The 17,905-nt window shown below is 70.3% G+C and carries 17 protein-coding genes; 14 read left to right on the top strand and 3 right to left on the bottom strand.

The window, feature by feature from the left end:
- Positions 1 to 57: 57 nt before the first annotated feature.
- Together ACFOSH_RS04480 and ACFOSH_RS04475 are read left to right on the top strand one after the other, a co-directional pair.
- Positions 58 to 957, top strand: a complete 900-nt coding sequence (locus ACFOSH_RS04480; RefSeq protein ID WP_378237357.1) for an SRPBCC family protein — start codon at positions 58 to 60, stop codon at positions 955 to 957.
- Positions 954 to 1,634 (top strand): class I SAM-dependent methyltransferase, encoded by a 681-nt coding sequence (locus ACFOSH_RS04475; RefSeq protein ID WP_378237356.1) that lies wholly within the window; start codon positions 954 to 956, stop codon positions 1,632 to 1,634. The genes ACFOSH_RS04480 and ACFOSH_RS04475 overlap by 4 nt, the downstream gene beginning before the upstream one ends.
- A gap of 6 nt (positions 1,635 to 1,640) precedes the next feature.
- On the opposite strand, the gene ACFOSH_RS04470 is transcribed toward ACFOSH_RS04475, so the two are convergent.
- Entirely contained in the window at positions 1,641 to 2,429 is a 789-nt protein-coding gene (locus tag ACFOSH_RS04470) for an isocitrate lyase/PEP mutase family protein (RefSeq protein ID WP_378237355.1), read from the bottom strand.
- Positions 2,430 to 2,433: 4 nt separating this feature from the next.
- A complete protein-coding gene (locus ACFOSH_RS04465; RefSeq protein WP_378237354.1) occupies positions 2,434 to 3,012 on the bottom strand; it encodes a TetR/AcrR family transcriptional regulator C-terminal domain-containing protein in 579 nt (192 codons plus the stop codon).
- Positions 3,013 to 3,152: 140 nt separating this feature from the next.
- Here ACFOSH_RS04465 and ACFOSH_RS04460 point away from each other — a divergent pair, with 140 nt between their 5' ends.
- Positions 3,153 to 4,469, top strand: a complete 1,317-nt coding sequence (locus ACFOSH_RS04460) for a DHA2 family efflux MFS transporter permease subunit (RefSeq protein WP_378237353.1) — start codon at positions 3,153 to 3,155, stop codon at positions 4,467 to 4,469.
- On the opposite strand, the gene ACFOSH_RS04455 is transcribed toward ACFOSH_RS04460, so the two are convergent.
- Positions 4,462 to 5,265 (bottom strand): dienelactone hydrolase family protein, encoded by an 804-nt coding sequence (locus tag ACFOSH_RS04455; protein WP_378237352.1) that lies wholly within the window; start codon positions 5,263 to 5,265, stop codon positions 4,462 to 4,464. The two genes, ACFOSH_RS04460 and ACFOSH_RS04455, sit on opposite strands and share 8 nt — an antisense overlap.
- On the opposite strand from ACFOSH_RS04455, the gene ACFOSH_RS04450 reads away from it, so the two are divergent.
- From ACFOSH_RS04450 to ACFOSH_RS04400, 11 genes are all read left to right on the top strand, one after another.
- Complete coding sequence (locus ACFOSH_RS04450; RefSeq protein WP_378237351.1) at positions 5,246 to 6,325, top strand: GlxA family transcriptional regulator; 1,080 nt, start codon at positions 5,246 to 5,248, stop codon at positions 6,323 to 6,325. The two genes, ACFOSH_RS04455 and ACFOSH_RS04450, sit on opposite strands and share 20 nt — an antisense overlap.
- A 115-nt stretch (positions 6,326 to 6,440) precedes the next feature.
- A complete protein-coding gene (locus ACFOSH_RS04445) occupies positions 6,441 to 7,643 on the top strand; it encodes an ROK family transcriptional regulator (protein ID WP_378237350.1) in 1,203 nt (400 codons plus the stop codon).
- Between the two features lie 14 nt (positions 7,644 to 7,657).
- Positions 7,658 to 8,140, top strand: a complete 483-nt coding sequence (locus tag ACFOSH_RS04440; protein WP_378237349.1) for a hypothetical protein — start codon at positions 7,658 to 7,660, stop codon at positions 8,138 to 8,140.
- Positions 8,141 to 8,360: 220 nt separating this feature from the next.
- Positions 8,361 to 9,560, top strand: a complete 1,200-nt coding sequence (locus ACFOSH_RS04435) for an ROK family protein (RefSeq protein WP_378237348.1) — start codon at positions 8,361 to 8,363, stop codon at positions 9,558 to 9,560.
- Positions 9,557 to 11,059, top strand: coding sequence for a sugar ABC transporter ATP-binding protein (locus ACFOSH_RS04430; protein ID WP_378237347.1), 1,503 nt, complete (start codon positions 9,557 to 9,559; stop codon positions 11,057 to 11,059). The genes ACFOSH_RS04435 and ACFOSH_RS04430 overlap by 4 nt, the downstream gene beginning before the upstream one ends.
- Before the next feature lie 35 nt (positions 11,060 to 11,094).
- Positions 11,095 to 12,072 (top strand): ABC transporter permease, encoded by a 978-nt coding sequence (locus ACFOSH_RS04425; RefSeq protein ID WP_378237551.1) that lies wholly within the window; start codon positions 11,095 to 11,097, stop codon positions 12,070 to 12,072.
- Positions 12,073 to 12,106: 34 nt separating this feature from the next.
- On the top strand, positions 12,107 to 13,159 hold the full coding sequence (locus ACFOSH_RS04420) for a substrate-binding domain-containing protein (RefSeq protein ID WP_378237346.1): 1,053 nt from the start codon (positions 12,107 to 12,109) through the stop codon (positions 13,157 to 13,159).
- A 41-nt stretch (positions 13,160 to 13,200) separates the two neighbouring features.
- Positions 13,201 to 14,370, top strand: a complete 1,170-nt coding sequence (locus ACFOSH_RS04415; protein WP_378237345.1) for a Gfo/Idh/MocA family protein — start codon at positions 13,201 to 13,203, stop codon at positions 14,368 to 14,370.
- A gap of 120 nt (positions 14,371 to 14,490) precedes the next feature.
- Complete coding sequence (locus ACFOSH_RS04410) at positions 14,491 to 15,648, top strand: inositol-3-phosphate synthase (protein ID WP_378237344.1); 1,158 nt, start codon at positions 14,491 to 14,493, stop codon at positions 15,646 to 15,648.
- Positions 15,645 to 16,493: an SCO3242 family prenyltransferase gene (locus ACFOSH_RS04405; protein ID WP_378237343.1), complete on the top strand. Its 849-nt coding sequence runs from the start codon at positions 15,645 to 15,647 to the stop codon at positions 16,491 to 16,493. The genes ACFOSH_RS04410 and ACFOSH_RS04405 overlap by 4 nt, the downstream gene beginning before the upstream one ends.
- The gene (locus tag ACFOSH_RS04400) at positions 16,490 to 17,905 is read left to right on the top strand and encodes an EboA domain-containing protein (protein WP_378237342.1); all 1,416 of its coding nucleotides are present in this window, start codon (positions 16,490 to 16,492) and stop codon (positions 17,903 to 17,905) included. The genes ACFOSH_RS04405 and ACFOSH_RS04400 overlap by 4 nt, the downstream gene beginning before the upstream one ends.

Raw genomic sequence — 17,905 nt, 5'->3', positions numbered from 1 at the left:
TGCTCGAAGCCGGGCCGCGATCGTGGGCGCACCAGCCGACGAGGAATGGAGACAGCGGTGCGGAAATCGATCGTCGAAGACCAGGTGATGGTGGCGGCTCCCGCCGAACTGGTCCGCCAGCTGATCTGTGACGTGACTTCCTGGCCACAGTGGTACCGACCGGCCGTGCACGCCGAATTCCTCGAACCGGACCTGTTGCGGCACTGGATGCTCGTCGACGACAGCAGCGTCCGGACCTGGACCGAGCGCCGCCGCCTGTCCGACGACGGCACGCAGGTCGTCGCGGTACGCGAAGACGGCGGCGGGGCGGAGGTCACGACCTGGACCGTCGAGGAGCAGCCGTACGGCAAGACGGCCCTGCGCGTGCGGACGGAATTCTCCGCCGTCGGCAGGGAAGCCGAAGACGCGATCGCGGACGAGAACCGGGAATTCCTGGCGGCCGTGCGAGACCGCGCCGAGCGAGACGAGGAACTGGAGCGCCTGGTCATCTCGTTCGAGGACCCGCTTTTCGTCTCCGGCGGGATGGAGGACTGCTACGCCTACCTGTTCGAGGCGGACAAGTGGCCGGAGCGCGTCCCCCACGTGCTCGCGCTCGCACTGGAACAGCCCGAGCCGACGGTCCAGTTCTTCGACATGGACACGCGCTCCGCCGACGGTTCGGAGCACACCACCCGGTCGGTCCGGATCTGCCTGAGCGGGAACAAGATCGTCTACAAGCAGATCAAGCCGCCCGCCACGATGAACGCGCACACCGGCCACTGGACGTTCACCGAGACACCCGAAGGCATCCTGCTGGGCGCGCGGCACACCTGCACCATCAGGCCGGAGGGGATGCACCTGCTCGGCGAGGGCACCACCGTCGAGGGCGCCCGCCGGTACCTCCGGAAGGTGTTGAGCGCCAACAGCATGGGCAACCTGCGCCTCACCAAGGAGTACGCCGAGGAGCTCGCCAAATGACCGGGGGAACAGCGGAACCCCGCACGGACGAGGTACTCGCCGGCGCGGCCGTGTACAGCCGGAAGCCCATCCTCGCCGCCTACGACCTGTGGGTCCTCGGGTTCGTGTGCTCGCGGGTCTGGCGGTGCCCCAACACGAACATGAAACGGCTCTACGACCGCAATGTCGAGGCAAGGCATCTCGACCTCGGTCCCGGTACCGGGTTCTTCCTCGACAAGGCGAAGTTCCCGGTCGCGGATCCGTCGATCGTGTTGCTGGACCTCAACGAGGACGCCCTGCGCCGCACCGGCGCCAGGCTGGCGCGGTATCGCCCCGAGGCCTACCGGCGTGACGTGTTCGAGCCGCTCGACCTCGGTGAGGCGCGGTTCGGCTCGGTGGGCCTGAACTTCCTGCTGCACTGCCTTCCCGGTTCGATGGAGCACAAGGCGACGGTGTTCGACCAGGTGCTGCCCTACGTCGAACCCGGCGGACGGATCTTCGGCAGTACCGTGCTCGCCCGCGGCGTCGAGCACGGCAAACTGGCGCCGAAAGCGCTGGAATCGCTCAACGGCGACGGCGTGATGAACAACCTCGAAGACTCCTTCGAGGAGCTGGACGCCCAGTTGGCCGCGCGGTTCTCCCGCTATCGCCTGTGGGCGCAGGGTTCGGTGGGGCTGTTCGAGGTGACCGTGGTCTGAGTGTCCTCAGTGGACATCCGGGGTGAGGAGGCCGTTGAGCTCGCCGTAGCCGACGGCCTCCTCCAGCCGCGTGTACGTGCCTGTCGAGAAGAGCTCGCGGGCGCTTTCCCGTGCGACGGCGTACGCGGCCTGGCTGATCCCGGAGCCGACGCTCACCCGCGCGACCCCGAGGCCGGCCAGTTCCTTGACGCTCGGCGCGCCCGGGTGGGCCATCACGTTCACCGGCGCGTCGATGCCCTCGACGAGCGCGGCGATCACGGCGGGATCGGTGGCGCCGGGCACGAAGATCCCGTCCGCGCCCGCCGCCAGGTAGGCCGCGGCACGCTCCAGCGTCTCCGGCACCCCGCCGAGCCCCCGGAGGAAGGTGTCGATCCGGGCGTTGACGAACACCTCGGCGCTCGCCGCGCGGGCCGCCGCGATGCGCGGGACCACCTCTTCGGGCGGGCGCGGGCCGTCCTCGATGTTGATCCCGGCCGCGCCGGCCGCCACCACCGCGGCGACGGTTTCGGTGACGCCACCGGGTGTGTCCGCGTAGCCGCCCTCGATGTCGGCGGTCACCGGAACCGTTGTCACGCGGGCGATCCTGGCGATCAGGTCCACCGCGAGGTCGCGGCCGAGCAGGTCGCCGTCGGGGACGCCGAGGCTCCACGCCACCCCGGCGCTGGTGGTGGCGATCGCCGCGGCGCCCGCGTCCTCGATGATCCGGGCGCTCGCGACGTCCCACGCGTTGGCCAGCACCAGCGGGCTCGACGGGACGTGCAGGGAACGGAACAGCCGGGCGGTTTCGGTCGTCATGGGCTCAGTCCAGCAGTTTCGCGACACCGGAGTCTGGCGGGTTTGCGACATCGACGTCGGCGCGCAGCCCGGCGATCAGGCGGGCGAGGCCGTACTCGAAGGAGGCGGCCGGATCTTCGGCGTGGTCGCTCTCGGCGTGCTGCTGTTCGTCGATCGCGCAGCCGAGGGTGTACCGGCTGATGGCGAGGATCGCGTGCGTCGCGTCCTCTTCGCCGAAACCGGCCGCCAGCAACGGTTTGATCAGCGGCGTCATCGCCGTCCGCTCGGTGGGGCGGGAGCCCGCGTGCAGGCGCGCGCCGTCCCGGTAGGACAGCAGCGTGCGGCGGATGGTGCGGGCGCGCCGGGCCAGCCACTCGGCCCAGTCGTCCATCGCCGCGGGATCGTCCAGCGGGGCGAGCTGGTCGTCCAGCATGGTTTCGGCCATCTGATCGAGCAGCGCCTGCTTGCTCTTGAAGTGCGTGTAGAGCGCGGGACCCCGCACACCGAGCTTTTCCCCGAGCTTGCGCAGGCTCAAACCGTCCAGCCCGACCTCGTCGAGGAGTTCGAGCGCGGCTCGAACGTAGCCATCCCGTCTCACGACCATGGGCACACCTTCGCCCGTCCGTATCGGACTTGACAACTCGGGTTGATCTTATCACCGTTAAGATCTTAACGACGATAAGAGTGGCAGGTAGGATGATCGGGAGTACTGATGACGAGCGCATAACCCCCGCGCTGTGGGGGTTGGCTTCGATCTTGATCCTCGGCGGGTTCCTGTCGATGTTCACCTCGACCGTCGTCAACGTCGCGCTGGGCACGATCGCGGCCGGATTCCGGGCATCGCTCGGTACCGCTCAGTGGATCGCCACCGGCTATCTGCTCGCGCTCGCCGCGATGGTGCCGGTGAGCGGCTGGGCGAGCCGCCGCTTCGGGACGACAAGGCTCTGGCTGGGGTGCGTCGGCCTGTTCGCGGGGTTCTCCGCGCTCTGCGCGACGGCGACGTCGATCGAGGCGCTGATCGTCTTCCGTGTCCTGCAAGGCGCCGCGGGCGGACTGCTGGTCCCGGCGGGACAGATCCTGTTCGCGATGGCGGCGGGGCCGAAGCGGCTCGGCCGGATGATGGCCGTGCTGAGCATCCCGATCTACCTCGCGCCGGTGCTCGGCACCCTGGCGGGCAGCGTGCTCACCGAGCGGTTCGGCGTGCCGTGGCTGTTCCTGGTGAACGTGCCGATCGCGGTGATCGGCCTGCTGCTGGGCCGGAAATGGCTGCCGAGGGATGGACCCGCCGTCGCTCAGCCGCTGGACCGGCGCGGTCTGGCCCTCACCGTGACCGGGCTGCCGTTGCTCGTCTACGGCTTCGCCGAGACAGCCCCGATCCCGGTCGCCGCCGGGGCGATCCTGCTCGCCGTCTTCGCGGTCACCGCGCTGCGATCACCCGCCCCGTTGCTCGATCTGCGGCTGTTCGGCGACCGCGCGTTCGCCTCGGCCGCCGCCGTCATCTTCGGCATGGGGGCCGCGCTGTTCGGCGCGATGATCGTCCTGCCGCTGTACTACCTCGACGTCCGGCACGAAAGTCTCGTCGCCACCGGGTTCCTGACCGCGCCGCTGGCACTCGGCACGGTGCTGGCGCTTCCGCTCGCGGGCAGGCTGACCGACCGGATCGGCGGCGCGCGGGTGATCTTCGCCGGGTTGATCGTCACGATCGCCGGGACGGTGCCGCTGGCGCTGCTCACCGGATCCGACGGCTACTGGTGGCTCTCGGCCGTGCAGTTCGTCCGCGGCTGCGGCATCGGGCTGACCACGACCCCGGCGCTCGCCGCCGGGCTGGTGTCGGTGCCCCGGGAGCGCGTTTCCCACGCGATGCCCCTGTTCGCCATGCTGCAACGGATCGGCGGATCCTTCGGGACGTCGATCCTGACCGTGCTCGTCGCCGCGCGCCTCGCCGCCGCTCCGGGGACCGCGGCGGCCATCGCGGGCACGCACTGGTGGATCGTCGGGATCACCGCGATCGTGCTGATCCCGTCGTGGCTCCTCGTCCGCGCCGAGGCCCGGCTCAGCTGAGCCGATCGGCGAGGAAGGCCAGGATCTCGTCTCTCGCCCGAAGGGTGGGGTGGCCTTCCTGGTCGACGAAGTGGGCGGTGACGACGCTGTGGGGGCAGCCCACGATTTCCCGGAAGAACGGCGGCGGTTCGGGGTTGGCCGCCTCGGCCGGGAGGACGCGACCGTCGAACGCGTCGCCGAGAAGTGCCCGGTACGCGGCGAATCGCTGTCCGGTGCACCACCGGTCGTTCTCGAAGCGGTAAGCGAGCACCTTCAGTCCGTCTCGCTCGACGCGCTCGCGTATCGCGGCGGCGTCCGCCTCACTGATCTCCAGCCCGCCGGGGTCGTCCAGCGGCAACGAAGGGTGGTTGACCACAGGCGCGATGACGGCCGGTTCGAGGGTCATGCTCAGGGCGAAGTTGCCGGTGAAGCAGAGGCCGATCGCGCCGACGCCCGGCCCGCCGCACTCCTCGAACGCCTTCCTCGCCAGCCCTCGCAGCCAGGTCACGACGGGGCTCGTGCCGCCGCCGGCGAAGGCCCGGAACTCGGCGCTGACGCAGGCGCGGCGCGCGACTTTATCGCCGTCGGCGGCGGTCGGGAAAGCGCCGTCGACACCGAAGAGGGACGGAAGGTAGACCGTGAAACCCGCGTCCCGGATCCAACGTGCGAAGCGGACGACGTCCGGGCTGATCCCGGGCATCTCCGGCATCAGCACCACCGCCGCCCCGGATCCGGCGACATAGACGGTTTTGCCGACGCCGTCGACGTCGACAAGTCGTTTCGAGAAGTCCGCGAGGGTGTCGTCCGCGATCGTCATCGGTCCATCGTCCGGTGCGCCGTCCGATCCGGACAGGGGCGAGATCGCCACCCGGCCGGGTAATCTCGCCATCATGGTGACCCCGCCGCGCATCGGAGTACTCGCCTATCCGGGATGCTTCGCGTCGGAGGTCTTCGGCGTTCCCGATCTCCTCACGATGGCCTCGCATGTCGCCGCGGCCGGGGATCCTCCGTACGAGGTCTCGATTCTGTCGCCGAGGCGGCGCGTGGTCGCCTCCGGCGGAGCGGTGATCACGGTTTCCCCGGTGCGGCGGGTCGATGTCCTGGTCGTCCCCGGGTTCGAGCTTTCGCCGGGACTGGACCTCGATACGCGGCTCAGGTCGCTGCGCCCCGAGATCGAAACCATCAAGTCGGTCTTCCAGTCGGGGGTCGCGGTGGTTTCGATCTGTGTCGGCGCGTTCCTGCTGGCCGACGCCGGCCTGCTCGACAAGCGGCGGTCGACGACTTCGTGGCTTTTCGCCGACCGGCTGGCGGACCGATGCCCCGGCACCGAGGTCCTCCCGGAGAAACTCGTGGTCACCGACAGCGGGGTGACCACGACGGGCGCGTTCAGCGCGATGTACGACTTCGCCCTCGGTCTCGTCCGTGCACACCACGGCGGCCGGGTCGCCCGCGCGACCGCGCGGATCGCCCTCGTCGACGACGCGCGGTCGAGTCAGGCGCCGTATGTCGACACGGACCTGTTGCCCGCCACCGGCAGGGGATTCTCCCAAGGCGTCAAGCGACGGCTGGACCAGAACCTGCACGAGCGCTACGACCTCGGGCTGCTCGCCGCGACGTTCCACGTCAGCACGCGGACGCTCCTGCGGCGGTTTCGCGACGAGACCGGCAAGACGCCGCTCGGATACCTGCAGGAGGCGCGGGTGCGCCGATCGAAACACCTGCTCGAAACCACGGAGAGAACGGTCGCCGGGATCGCCGCCGAGGTCGGCTATCGCGATCCCGGGACGTTCAGCACGGTCTTCGCCCGGCTGACCGGGCACCGGCCGCGGGACTACCGCGCGATGTTCAGGCGAAGCCGAGTGTCCACAGTGGACTAGCGTCCTCGGGTGGGTTTGTTCCCGCCATGGAGCCCTTGAGGGTTTCGAATCCCGTGAGCGCGTCTCCGCCGTGGCATTCGGGACACTCGGTGGGCAACGCCGTAGGCTCAGGGGAATGAGCACGGCATCCACCACGGAGCATCCGATGGTCGAAACCCGGCACCAGACCCAGTTGCTCACGCTGCTGCGGGACGAAGGGCCGATGTCCCGGGTCGAACTGGGGGAGCGGCTGGAATTGCCGCGTGCCCGGGTGGGCGCCGAGGTCGCGCGCCTCGCCGAGGTCGGCCTCGTCGAAACAGCGGGCCCGTCGGCGAGCCGGGGCGGCAGGCGGTCCACGCTGGTACGGCTGGCGGGAGACCTGCGGGTGCTCTCCGTCGACGTCGGCGCGACGTCGGTCGGGGTCGCCCTCACCGACGCGTCGTGCGAGGTGCTGGTGCACACCGTCGAGGACTGCGACGTCCGGCAGGGGCCGCACGCGGTCCTCAAACGCGTGGCCGCCCTCGCGGAGAAGATCCGCGAAGAGGTGCCGGGCAAGCTGATCGCCGCCGGGATCGGCCTCCCCGGGCCGGTGAGCTTCGCCGAGGGCATGGCGGTCGCGCCGCCGATAATGCCCGGCTGGGACCGGTTCTCCGTGCGCGACCATCTCGGCGGGCTGCTGCGCTGCCCGATCACCGTCGACAACGACGTGAACTCGATGGCGCTCGGCGAACGGCACGCCGGGGTCGCCCGCTCCATCGACGACCTGGTGTTCGTCAAGATCGGTACCGGTATCGGCTGCGGGATCGTGCTGGGCGGCAAGGTGTACCGCGGCGTCGCCGGCACCGCGGGCGACATCGGGCACATCCGCCTCGACGACTACGGGCCGACCTGCGCCTGCGGCGAGACAGGCTGCCTCGAGGCGTACTTCGGCGGCGCCGCGCTGGCCCGCGACGGACTGACCCTGGCCCGCAGCGGCCGGTCGACCTACCTCGCCGACGTCGTCGCGGCCCGCGGCGCGATCACCGCCCAGGACGTCGGCCGCGCGGCGGCTTCGGGCGACTTCGGCGCCGTCAACCTGATCCGCGACGGCGGACGGCGGCTCGGCCAGGTGGTCGCCTCGCTGGTGAGCTTCGTGAACCCGGGCATGGTCGTGATCGGCGGCGGCGTCGCGCAGCTCGGGCATCAGCTGCTCGCCGAGATCCGCAGCTCGGTCTACCGGCGGTCGCTGCCGCTCGCGACCGGGAACCTGCCGATCGTGCTGTCCGAACTGGGCGACACCGCCGGGGTCATCGGGGCCGCCTGGTCCGCTACGGACAGGGCTTTCACGCTGAGCAGCTGACGAGAGGAACTTCGTTGCGCCGCATCGGAATCACCGGGCACTCGAATCTGTCCGAGACGACGGCGCCGTTGATCGCCGATGCTCTTCACCGGGTGCTCGCCGTCCTGCCGGACGGGCCTCTCGTGGGCGTGACCTGCCTGGCCCGTGGCGCCGATCAGCTCTTCGCTCGCGCCGTGCTCGATCTCGGCGGCTCGCTGGAGGTCGTCCTCCCCGCGCACGACTACCGCGATCGGAAGGTCAAACCGGACAACGCGGCCGACTTCGACGAGCTGCTCGGCCGGGCGGCGGTCGTCGACACCCTGCCCTTCCCCGAGTCCGGCCGCGAGGCCTACATGGCGGCCGGCGAACGGGTGCTGGCCAAGGTGGAGGCCATGATCGCGGTCTGGGATGGCGGGCCTTCCGGCGGCCACGGGGGCACCGCCGACGTCGTCGAGGCGGCACGTGAGCGTGGTCTGCCGGTGACGCTCGTCTGGCCCGTCGGAGCTACCCGCGAGTGACCTCGGAGCACGTTGGGCATCCACGCGATTCCGATTAGTAACGTCAAGATCGTGCAGACTTTCGCTCGACAAGTACGAAAGTCTGCACTGTTCTGGACGGCTATTCGGGTGACGACGGGCATTTCTGTCCTGTTGTCACCTTGACGAGTGACACGGACCACCCTACTTTCGCTGGCTAAGTAACAAAGTTTGTTACGGCCGATTCGTAAGTGAGGGATGTGTGGCCGGGACCGATCCACGCACGGCGAACCTCGCCGCGCTCCTGCGGGCGTTGCGCGCGGGGCCGCTTTCGCGCACCCAGCTCGCGGCGCGCTGCGGGCTCACCAAGGCGGCCGTCTCCGGGCTGATCACCGAACTGACCGACCGCGGCCTCGTCCGCTCCGCCGGGCTCCAAGGCGGCGGCAACGGCAGGCCCAGCCAGCTGGTCGAGCTGAACGGCGCCAGCGCCTGCGGGCTCGCGCTCAGTGTCGAGGCCGACCGCTTCGCCGCCGTCGTCACGAACCTCGACGGCCGCGTCGTCGCCGAGCGCACCGAGACCGCCGACGTCGCCGCGCTCGGCCTGCACCGGAGCATGGACGAACTCGCCTTCCTCGCCGGGCAGGTGCTGCGCGACGACCGGCCCGTCGGGGTCACGGTGTCCGTTCCCGGCCTGGTCGACTCGGCCGCCGCCGTGCTGCGGTTCGCGCCGACCCTGCGCTGGCGCGACGCCGAGATCGCCGACCTCCTCGCCGCCCGGCTCGGCCTGCCCGCCGACGCCATCGCGGTCGACAACGAGGCCAACCTCGGCGCGGTCGGCGAAGCGGTCGCCGGTGTCGGCCGCGGCGTGCGCGAGCTCTTCTACCTCAGCGGCGGGATGGGCGTCGGCGGCGGACTCGTGTCCGGCGGCGCGATCCTGCGCGGTGCCAGGGGTTTCGCCGGCGAGGTCGGGCACATCACCGTCGACCCGTCGGGCGAGCAGTGCCCCTGCGGGCGCGTCGGCTGCCTGGAGACCAAGGCCGGGCTCAACGCCGTCCTGCGCGGCGCCGCCTCGCCCGGTGACCCGCTGCACGATCCCGCGCTCGGCGTCGACGGCCGGGTCGGGCTGCTCAAGCACCGCGTGCAGCGCGGCGACCAGCGCGCGGTCGGCGCGGTCTCGGAACTCGGGGTCGCGCTCGGCATCGCGGTGTCCACTGTGGTCGACGTGCTCGACCCGGACGTCGTCGTACTCGGCGGCTACTTCGCCGAACTGGGCGAATGGCTGGTCGAGCCGGTGCGCCGCGAACTGTCCGCGCGTCCGCTCGGACACGAGCCCGCCTGCCGCGTCGAGCCGTCGCCGCTGGGCACCACCGCCCCGCTGCGCGGCGCCGCGCATCTGGCCATCGAACGACTTTTCGCCGATCCGACGCTCGTCCCGCTCACTTCCCAGGAGGCACCGGCATGACCCTGCTATCCGTCCGGGGGATCGTGAAGACGTTCCCGGGGGTGCGCGCCCTCGACGGGGTCGACTTCGACGTCGAGCCCGGCGAGGTGCACTGTCTCCTCGGCCAGAACGGCGCCGGCAAGTCCACGCTGATCAAGACGCTCGCCGGGGCCCACCGTCCCGACGGCGGCGAGATCTTCTGGCAGGGCGAGCCGGTGACGCTGCCGTCGCCGGTCGCCGCGCTGAAGATCGGGATCGCGACCATGTACCAGGAACTCGACCTGGTGCCCGGCCTTTCCGTGGCGGACAACATCTTCCTCGGCCGCGAGCGCGCGAAGTTCGGGTTCACGCGGATCACCGAGTCCCGGAACAAGGCCGCGAAGCTGATGGCCCGCCTCGGGCATCCCGAGATCACGCCGTCGACCGAGGTCGGCAAGCTGTCCGCGGCCGGGCAGCAGCTGGTCTCGATGGCGCGGGCGCTCGCGTACGACGCGAAGCTGCTGGTGATGGACGAGCCCACCGCGGCGCTGGCGGGCGAAGAGGTCGACAACCTGTTCCGCATCGTCGGCGAACTGACCGCCGAGGGCGTCGCGATCATCTACATCTCCCACCGGCTCGAAGAACTGCGCCGGATCGGGCACCGCGTCACCGTGCTCAAGGACGGCAAGACCGTTTCCACCGGCCTCGACGCCAAGGAGACGCCGACCTCCGACCTCGTCGCGCTGATGGCGGGCCGCAAGGTCGAGACCGTCTTCGGCCCGCGTCACCAGGAGCACGTGGACCCGGACAACGAGGTCCTCAAGGTGGAGAACCTGACCACCGTCGGCGAGTTCGAGAACGTGAACTTCACCGTGCACGCCGGTGAGGTCGTCGGGATCGCGGGCCTCGTCGGCTCGGGCCGCAGCGAACTGCTGGAGACGATCTTCGGCGCGCGCAAGCAGGACACGGGTTCGGTGTCTGTCGACGGCGAGCCGGTCCGGCCGGGCAGCGTGTCCGCGGCGGTCAAGGCCGGGATCGGCCTGGCGCCGGAGGAACGCAAGAGCCAGGGGCTGCTGCTGGACCTGCCCGTCGTGCACAACGTGACGCTGGCGAGCCTCTCCAAGTACGCGACGTTCGGCTTCACCGAACGGGGCAAGGAACTCGACGACGCCGGGGAAAGCCTGCGGCGTCTCGATCTCCGGCCCGCCGACCCGCACCGGATCATCCGCACGCTGTCCGGCGGCAACCAGCAGAAGGCGGTGCTCGCCCGCTGGCTGGTCCGCGGCTGCCGGGTCCTGCTGCTGGACGAGCCGACGCGCGGGGTCGACGTCGGCGCGCGGGCCGAGCTGTACCGGCTGATCGAGGAACTGGCCGCGACCGGCGTCGCGATCGTGCTGGTCAGCAGCGAGATCCCCGAAGTACTCGGACTGTCCGACCGGGTGCTGGTGCTGCGTGAAGGACGTGTCCTGGCTGAAAAGCCGTCTGCGGAGCTGACAGAGGCGGATGTGCTCGACGTGATTCTCGAGGGGAGTGCGGCGTGACTGACCAAGCCGAGTCGCTGCGTACGGAAAAGGCCGTGGAACCCTTGCCACCCAAGAAGCAAGGCTTCAAGTTCACCGTCGACCCCAGGCTGCTCGGGCTGACCGGTGTCCTGGTGATCCTGTGCATCGTCGGGAGCGTGACCCGGCCCGACCAGTTCTTCACCGACGGCAACATCTCCACGATCCTGCGGCTCGCCGCGGCGATCGGGGTGGTCAGCGTCGGGATGACGTTCGTGATCATCGCCGGCGGCATCGACCTCTCGGTCGGGTCGATCGTGGCGCTCTCCAGTGTCTGGCTGACCACCTTGGCCACCCAGGCCTACGGCCCGTTCGTGATGATCCTTTGTGGACTCCTGGTCGGCCTCGGCTGCGGGCTGGTCAACGGGATCCTGGTGTCCTACGGGAAGATCGTGCCGTTCATCGCGACACTGGCGATGTACGTCTCCGCCCGCGGGCTCGCGGAACGCATCAGCGGCCGCCGCACGCAGGTGGTGTCGGAGGCGAGCTTCCTGGAGTTCTTCCGCGGCGACCTGCTCGGCATCCCGGTGCTGATCTGGATGTTCGCGCTGGTGTTCGCCATCGGCTGGGTGGTGCTGAACCGCACCACCTTCGGCCGCCGCACCTTCGCCGTCGGCGGCAACGCCGAGGCCTCGCGGCTGGCGGGCATCAACGTCAAGCGCCACACCGCACTCGTCTACGGCGTCGCCGGCCTCTGCTGCGGCATCGCCGCGCTGATGGTCGTCGCCCGCACCACCGCGGGCGCCTCGACCAACGGCATGCTCTACGAACTCGACGCCATCGCGGCGGTCGTCATCGGCGGCACCCTGCTCACCGGTGGCCGCGGCTCGCTCATCGGCACCCTGATCGGCGTGCTGATCTTCACCGTGCTGTCCAACATCTTCACGCTCAACAACCTGGACACCGACATCCAGAACATCGCCAAGGGCGTGATCATCGTGCTGGCCGCGCTCCTGCAGTTCCGGTCGGTCAAGAAAACCAAGACGAGTACTTAGTGGTCACCCCCGTCACCGTGGATGGAGAGTCCTCATGACCGAACAATCCCTGCATCGCCGCCGTTTCCTGCTGGGAGGCGCGGCCGTCGGAGCGGGTGCGCTGCTGACCGCGTGCACCTCGAACGAGGCACCGGCGCAGAACAACGCCGCCAACGTCGCCAACGCCGGGGCCAACTCACAGCCCGGAACCCCGGTCACCATCGGGTTCTCGGCCCCGGCCGCGGACCACGGCTGGATGGCGGCCATCACCAAGAACGCCCGCGCGCAGGCGCAGAAGTTCAGTGAGGTCACGCTCAACGCGACCGAGGGCACCAACGACGTCAACCAGCAGATCTCCCAGGTGGAGACGCTGATCAACGCCAAGGTCAACGTCCTGGTGATCCTGCCGTTCGACGGCAAGGCGCTCACCGCGGTCGGCCAGCAGGCGATGGACGCCGGTATCCAGGTGATCAACCTCGACCGCGTCTTCGACACCCCGCTCGCGTACCGCACCTGGATCGGTGGCGACAACTACCGCATGGGCGTCAACGCGGGCAACTACATCGCCCAGCAGATGAAGGCGAAGAACATCGCCGCCCCGGTGATCGGTGAGGTCGCGGGCATCGACTCGCTGCCGCTGACCCAGGAACGCAGCAAGGGCTTCAAGGACGCCTTGGCCCGTCAGGGTTTCGCCGTCGGTCCCCGGGTCTCGGCGGACTTCACCCCGGAGTCGGGCGAGAAGCAGACGTCGAACCTGCTGCAGTCCGCGGCCAAGCTGGACGCGCTGTGGAACCACGACGACGACCAGGGGGTCGGGGTCATCGCGGCGATCAACAACGCCAACCGCAAGAACTTCCTGATGGTCGGCGGCGCGGGTTCGAAGAACGCGATGAACCTGATCAAGTCCGACGCCGAGCCGCTGAAGGCGACCGTGCTCTACAGCCCGTCGATGGCGTCTTCGGCGATCTCGCTCGCGCGCCTGCTCGGCCAGGGCAAGGGGGCCGGTGACTTCGCCGAGCACGAGATCCCCGCCGAGATCACCACGTACTCCGCGGTGGTCACCAAGGAGAACGTCGACAAGTACATGGACGTCGGCTTCGACTCGTAAGACCTGCGTACCCGACACACGCACGCTTATCTAGGAGGGGCATGAGCACGGCAAGGGAAACGATCGGGATCGGCATGGTGGGCCACGCGTTCATGGGTGCGGTGCATTCGCACGCGTGGCGCAGCGTGCACCGGTTCTTCACGCCACCGCTGATCCCGAGACTCGCCGTGCTCGGCGGCCGTGACGAGGCGCGGGCGAAGGCCGCGGCGGACCGGTTCGGCTGGGAAGACGTCGAGACGGATTGGCGCGCGCTGATCGCCCGCGACGACGTCGACCTGGTCGACATCTGCACGCCGGGCGACAGCCACGCCGAGATCGCGATCGCCGCGCTCGAAGCCGGGAAACACGTGCTGTGCGAGAAGCCGCTGGCCAACACCCTCGCCGAGGCCGAAGCGATGGCCGAGGCGGCGGCGAAGGCACGGGCCGACGGCGTCCGGTCCATGGTGGCGTTCAACTATCGCCGGGTGCCCGCGCTCGCGCACGCCAGGAAACTGGTCGCGAGCGGGGCGCTCGGCGAGATCCGCCACGTGCGGTCGGTGTATCTGCAGGACTGGCTGTCCGACCCGCAGTCGCCGATGACCTGGCGGCTGCACAAGGACAAGGCGGGCTCGGGCGCGCTGGGCGACCTCGGCGCGCACATCGTCGACGCCGCCCAGTTCGTCACCGGCGACACGATCACCGGGGTCTCCGCGCTGACCAACACCTTCGTCAAGGAGCGGCCGGACGGCGACGGCGGCACCGGGCAGGTCACCGTCGACGACACCGCGCTGTTCCTCGGCCGGTTCACCGGCGGGGCCGTGGCGAGTTTCGAGGCGACCCGGTTCGCGCTGGGCCGCAAGAACGCGATGCGGCTGGAGATCAACGGGTCGAAGGCGAGCCTCGCGTTCGACTTCGAGTCGATGAACGAACTGTCCTTCTTCGACGGCGGGCAGCCTGCCACCGAGGCCGGGTTCCGCCGGATCCTGGTCACCGAACCCGAGCACCCGTACGTCGGGGCGTGGTGGCCGCCGGGTCACCTCCTCGGCTACGAGCACACCTTCACCAACGAGGTCGCCGACCTGCTCACCGCGATCGGCGACGGCACGGATCCCGAACCGTCCTTCGAGGACGGGTTGAGGGTTCAGCAGGTCCTGGACGCGGTCGAGCGCAGCGCTTCCGACGAGGCCCGATGGACCGCTGTGCCCGGCGTCACTGCCAACGGGAGTAACTGAGAAGTAGATCCAGCCGAAAGTCGCATGGACGTACATCACTGCGACTTGGTTCGATCCGAAACGTCCGACCATCCGAACACAAACGCAGTTGGACATTCCGGGTTGGGAAAGGTGGAGGAAATGCCTGCTCAGGAACGCACGGGCATCTGGTTGATCGGGGCGAGGGGGTCCGTCGCCACCACTGCCGCGGTAGGGCTGCTCGCCCTCCGCGCGGGGGTGACGGGCGGTGGCGGCTGTGTCACCGAACTGCCCGCGTTCGCCGATGTTCCGTTGCCCGGCTGGGACGATCTGGTGCTCGGCGGACACGACATCGTGCACACGCCGCTGGAGAAACGCGCCGAACAGCTGGCGCACGCCGGCGTGTTCGGGCACTCGGTGTTCTCGGCTGTCCGGTCCGGACTGGCCGAAGTGGACGCCGAGATCCGCGACGGCTACCACCCGGCGACGCATACGGGTGCCCAGGCCGACGCGGCCGCCCGGCTCACGGCGGACATCAGAGCTTTCGCCGACCGGAACGACCTCGCACGGGTCGTGGTCGTCAACGTGTCCTCCACCGAGGCCCCGTGCCCCCACCTGCCCGAACACGACGATCTCGACGCGCTGGAGGCGGCGCTGGCGGATCCGACACGAGCAGTGCTCCCATCGAGTTCCCTGTCGGCCTACGCGGCGCTGAAGGCGGGAAGCCCGTACGTCGAGTTCACGCCGTCGGCCGGGATCACCCTGCCCGCGCTGCGGGCGCTCGCCGAACGTGAAGGCCTGCCGTACGCGGGGTCCGACGGCAAGACCGGCGAGACCCTGCTCCGCACCGTCCTCGCGCCGATGTTCAGCGCGCGGGCGCTGAAGGTCCGCTCCTGGGCGGGCACCAACCTGCTGGGCGGCGGCGACGGCGAGACCCTCGCCGACCCGGTGACCGCGAACAGCAAGCTGGAATCCAAGGCCCGCGGGCTCGCCGCGCTGCTCGGCGGCGACGTCACCGCGCCGCTGCACATCGACAACGTGCCCGACCTCGGCGAGATCAAGACCGCGTGGGACCACGTGTCGTTCGAGGGGTTCCTCGGCGCGCGCATGAGCCTGCAGTTCACCTGGACCGGCTATGACTCCGCGCTCGCGGCGCCGCTGATCCTCGACCTCGCCCGCTTCGTCACCGCCGCGCACGCCGGCGGCCAGAGCGGCGCGCTGACCGAACTCGGCTTCTTCTTCAAGGACCCGCTGGGCAGCGACGAGCACCGGTTCGCCGAGCAGACCGCCCGCCTGGTCGCCTGGGCGGGAGCCCTGTGAAGGCCTATGTAGAACTCGTGCGGGCGCCCGCCGCGCTGACGGTGCTCGGCGACACGGTCGCCGGATCCGCCGCGGCGGGACTCAAGATGACCGGGCGACGGCTGCTGCTGCCGCTGTCCTCGGTCGCCTTCTACTGGGCCGGGATGGCCCTCAACGACTGGGCGGACCGGAAGCTCGACGCCGTGGAGCGGCCCGAGCGGCCGATCCCGTCCGGGCGGGTGAGCGCGGGCGCGGCGCTCACCACCGGCGTCGCGCTGACCGCGGCCGGGCTGGGCCTGGCCGCGCTCGGCGGCGGACGTCAGGCGATGCGGGTCGCGGTCCCGCTCGCGGCTTCGGTCTGGGCCTACGACACGGTGCTCAAGCCGACCCTGGCCGGACCGGTGGCGATGGCGGCCTGCCGCACGCTCGACGTCCTGCTGGGCGCGGGTGGCGAACCTCGGCTCGCCGCCACCGCGGCGGCGGCCGTGGGCGTCCACACGCTCGGCGTCACGGCCCTGTCCACCGGGGAGGTCCACGGCGCGAACCCGGCGACGGCGCGTGCCGCACTGGCCACCAGCTGTGCGGCGACAACGTTGGCATTGACCGGACCGGCGAAGGGCGGCTGGCACCGCGCGGCCTCGATGGCGGCCGGTTCGGGCTACGCGAGCCTGGTCGGCAAGGCGCAGGCGGACGCCGTCCGTGACCCGTCGGCGAAGTCCGTGCGCTCGGCGACGCGCTCCGGCATCCACGGCATGGTCCCGCTGCAGGCGGCGGTCACGGCGAAGGGTTCGGTCCTGGGGGCCGCGCTGGTCGCGGCCGCGCTGCCGATCGCCCGCAAGCTGTCGCGGAAGGTGAGCCCCACATGAGTTTTCACCTCGGATACGGCACCAACGGCTTCTCCAACCACCGCCTCGACGACGCGCTCGCGATCATCGCCGACCTCGGGTACACCGGGGTGGCGCTGACCCTGGACCACGACCACCTCGACCCGTTCGCCGACGATCTGGCGCGACAGGTCGACCACGTGGCTTCGCGGCTTTCGGCGCTCGGCCTGAACCGGGTCGTCGTCGAGACGGGCGCGCGGTACCTGCTCGACCCGTGGCGCAAGCACTCGCCGACGCTGCTTTCGGACGATCCCGCGCCGCGGATCGACTTCCTGGCGCGGGCCTTGCAGATCGCCGGCGACCTCGGGGCGGACTGCGTTTCCTTCTGGTCCGGGGTATCTACTGTGGACACGGACGTCGCGTGGTCCCGGGTGCGCGAGGGGGTCGCCGCGGTCCTGGAGCACGCCGCGCGGCTGAACGTGCGGCTGGCGATGGAACCCGAGCCCGGGCATCTCGTGCAGCATCTGGGCCAGGTCCTGGACCTGCGCAAGGAGCTCGGCGAGCCGGAGCTGTTCGGGGTGACGCTCGATGTCGGGCACTGTGTCGCCGTCGAGCCGGTCAACGCGGCCGAATGCGTCCGCCTCGCCGGTCCGCTGCTGTGGAACGTCCAGCTGGACGACATGCTGCCGCGGGTCCACGAGCATCTGGAATTCGGTGACGGGCATCTGGATCTGCCCGGGACGCTCGCCGCGCTGGCGGAGATCGGCTACACGGGGCTGGCCGCGGTCGAACTTCCCCGGCACAGCCACGCCGCGCCGGACACCGCACGCCGGGCTTTCGAGGCGCTCACCGCCGCGATGCCGCAGACGTGGGAGGCCAAGGCGGAACGCCGGATCCGGGAGAAGCCGTCGGTGATCGGCGCGATCTTCCCGGCCGTCGGCCGTGAAGTCGGCCGTGCGGCACTGCGTCCGGACACCGACCCGCAGGGCCTGGTCCACGGCACCGTCGACGACCGGGCGCGGGTCCGGCTCGTGACGGTACTGGCCGACGTCCTCGACGACGCCGCGCTGGCGGCGGAACTGCGCGATCTGTACCGCTACGGCGACGACGCCGAGCGGCGCGGGGTGCTGCGGGCGCTCTCCACGCTGGAGTCGCCGGGTGCCGAGGTCACCGATGCCGGGATCAAGCTGGTCGAGGACGCCTTGCGCGCCAACGACATCAGGCTGGTCGCCGCCGCCATGGGTGCCTTCGCCCGGTTCCTGGACGACCACGCCTGGCGCCACGGCGTCCTGAAATGCGTCTTCGTCGGGGTGCCGCTGGCCGCCGTGGCGGACCTCGGAACCCGCGCGGACGACGAGCTGATGCGCATGCTCGCCGATTTCGCCGACGAACGCAGGGCGGCCGGACGTGACGTTCCCGCCGACGCCCTTTCATTGCTCAAGGAAGGCCACTGA

Source organism: Amycolatopsis speibonae (assembly GCF_042647925.1).
In the GTDB taxonomy this organism is placed as follows: Bacteria; Actinomycetota; Actinomycetes; order Mycobacteriales; family Pseudonocardiaceae; genus Amycolatopsis; species Amycolatopsis speibonae.
The sequence above is the reverse complement of the archived record's forward strand: the minus strand, read 5'-3'. Positions and strand labels throughout refer to the sequence as shown.

What these genes read in the sequence shown, in the direction of transcription:
- ACFOSH_RS04475 (WP_378237356.1), top strand. Translation starts at nt 954, where the DNA reads ATGACCGGGGGAACAGCGGAACCCCGCACGGACGAGGTACTCGCCGGC.
- ACFOSH_RS04470 (WP_378237355.1), bottom strand. Translation starts at nt 2,429, where the DNA reads ATGACGACCGAAACCGCCCGGCTGTTCCGTTCCCTGCACGTCCCGTCG.
- ACFOSH_RS04465 (WP_378237354.1), bottom strand. Translation starts at nt 3,012, where the DNA reads ATGGTCGTGAGACGGGATGGCTACGTTCGAGCCGCGCTCGAACTCCTC.
- ACFOSH_RS04455 (WP_378237352.1), bottom strand. Translation starts at nt 5,265, where the DNA reads ATGACGATCGCGGACGACACCCTCGCGGACTTCTCGAAACGACTTGTC.
- ACFOSH_RS04445 (WP_378237350.1), top strand. Translation starts at nt 6,441, where the DNA reads ATGAGCACGGCATCCACCACGGAGCATCCGATGGTCGAAACCCGGCAC.
- ACFOSH_RS04430 (WP_378237347.1), top strand. Translation starts at nt 9,557, where the DNA reads ATGACCCTGCTATCCGTCCGGGGGATCGTGAAGACGTTCCCGGGGGTG.
- ACFOSH_RS04420 (WP_378237346.1), top strand. Translation starts at nt 12,107, where the DNA reads ATGACCGAACAATCCCTGCATCGCCGCCGTTTCCTGCTGGGAGGCGCG.
- ACFOSH_RS04415 (WP_378237345.1), top strand. Translation starts at nt 13,201, where the DNA reads ATGAGCACGGCAAGGGAAACGATCGGGATCGGCATGGTGGGCCACGCG.
- ACFOSH_RS04410 (WP_378237344.1), top strand. Translation starts at nt 14,491, where the DNA reads ATGCCTGCTCAGGAACGCACGGGCATCTGGTTGATCGGGGCGAGGGGG.
- ACFOSH_RS04400 (WP_378237342.1), top strand. Translation starts at nt 16,490, where the DNA reads ATGAGTTTTCACCTCGGATACGGCACCAACGGCTTCTCCAACCACCGC.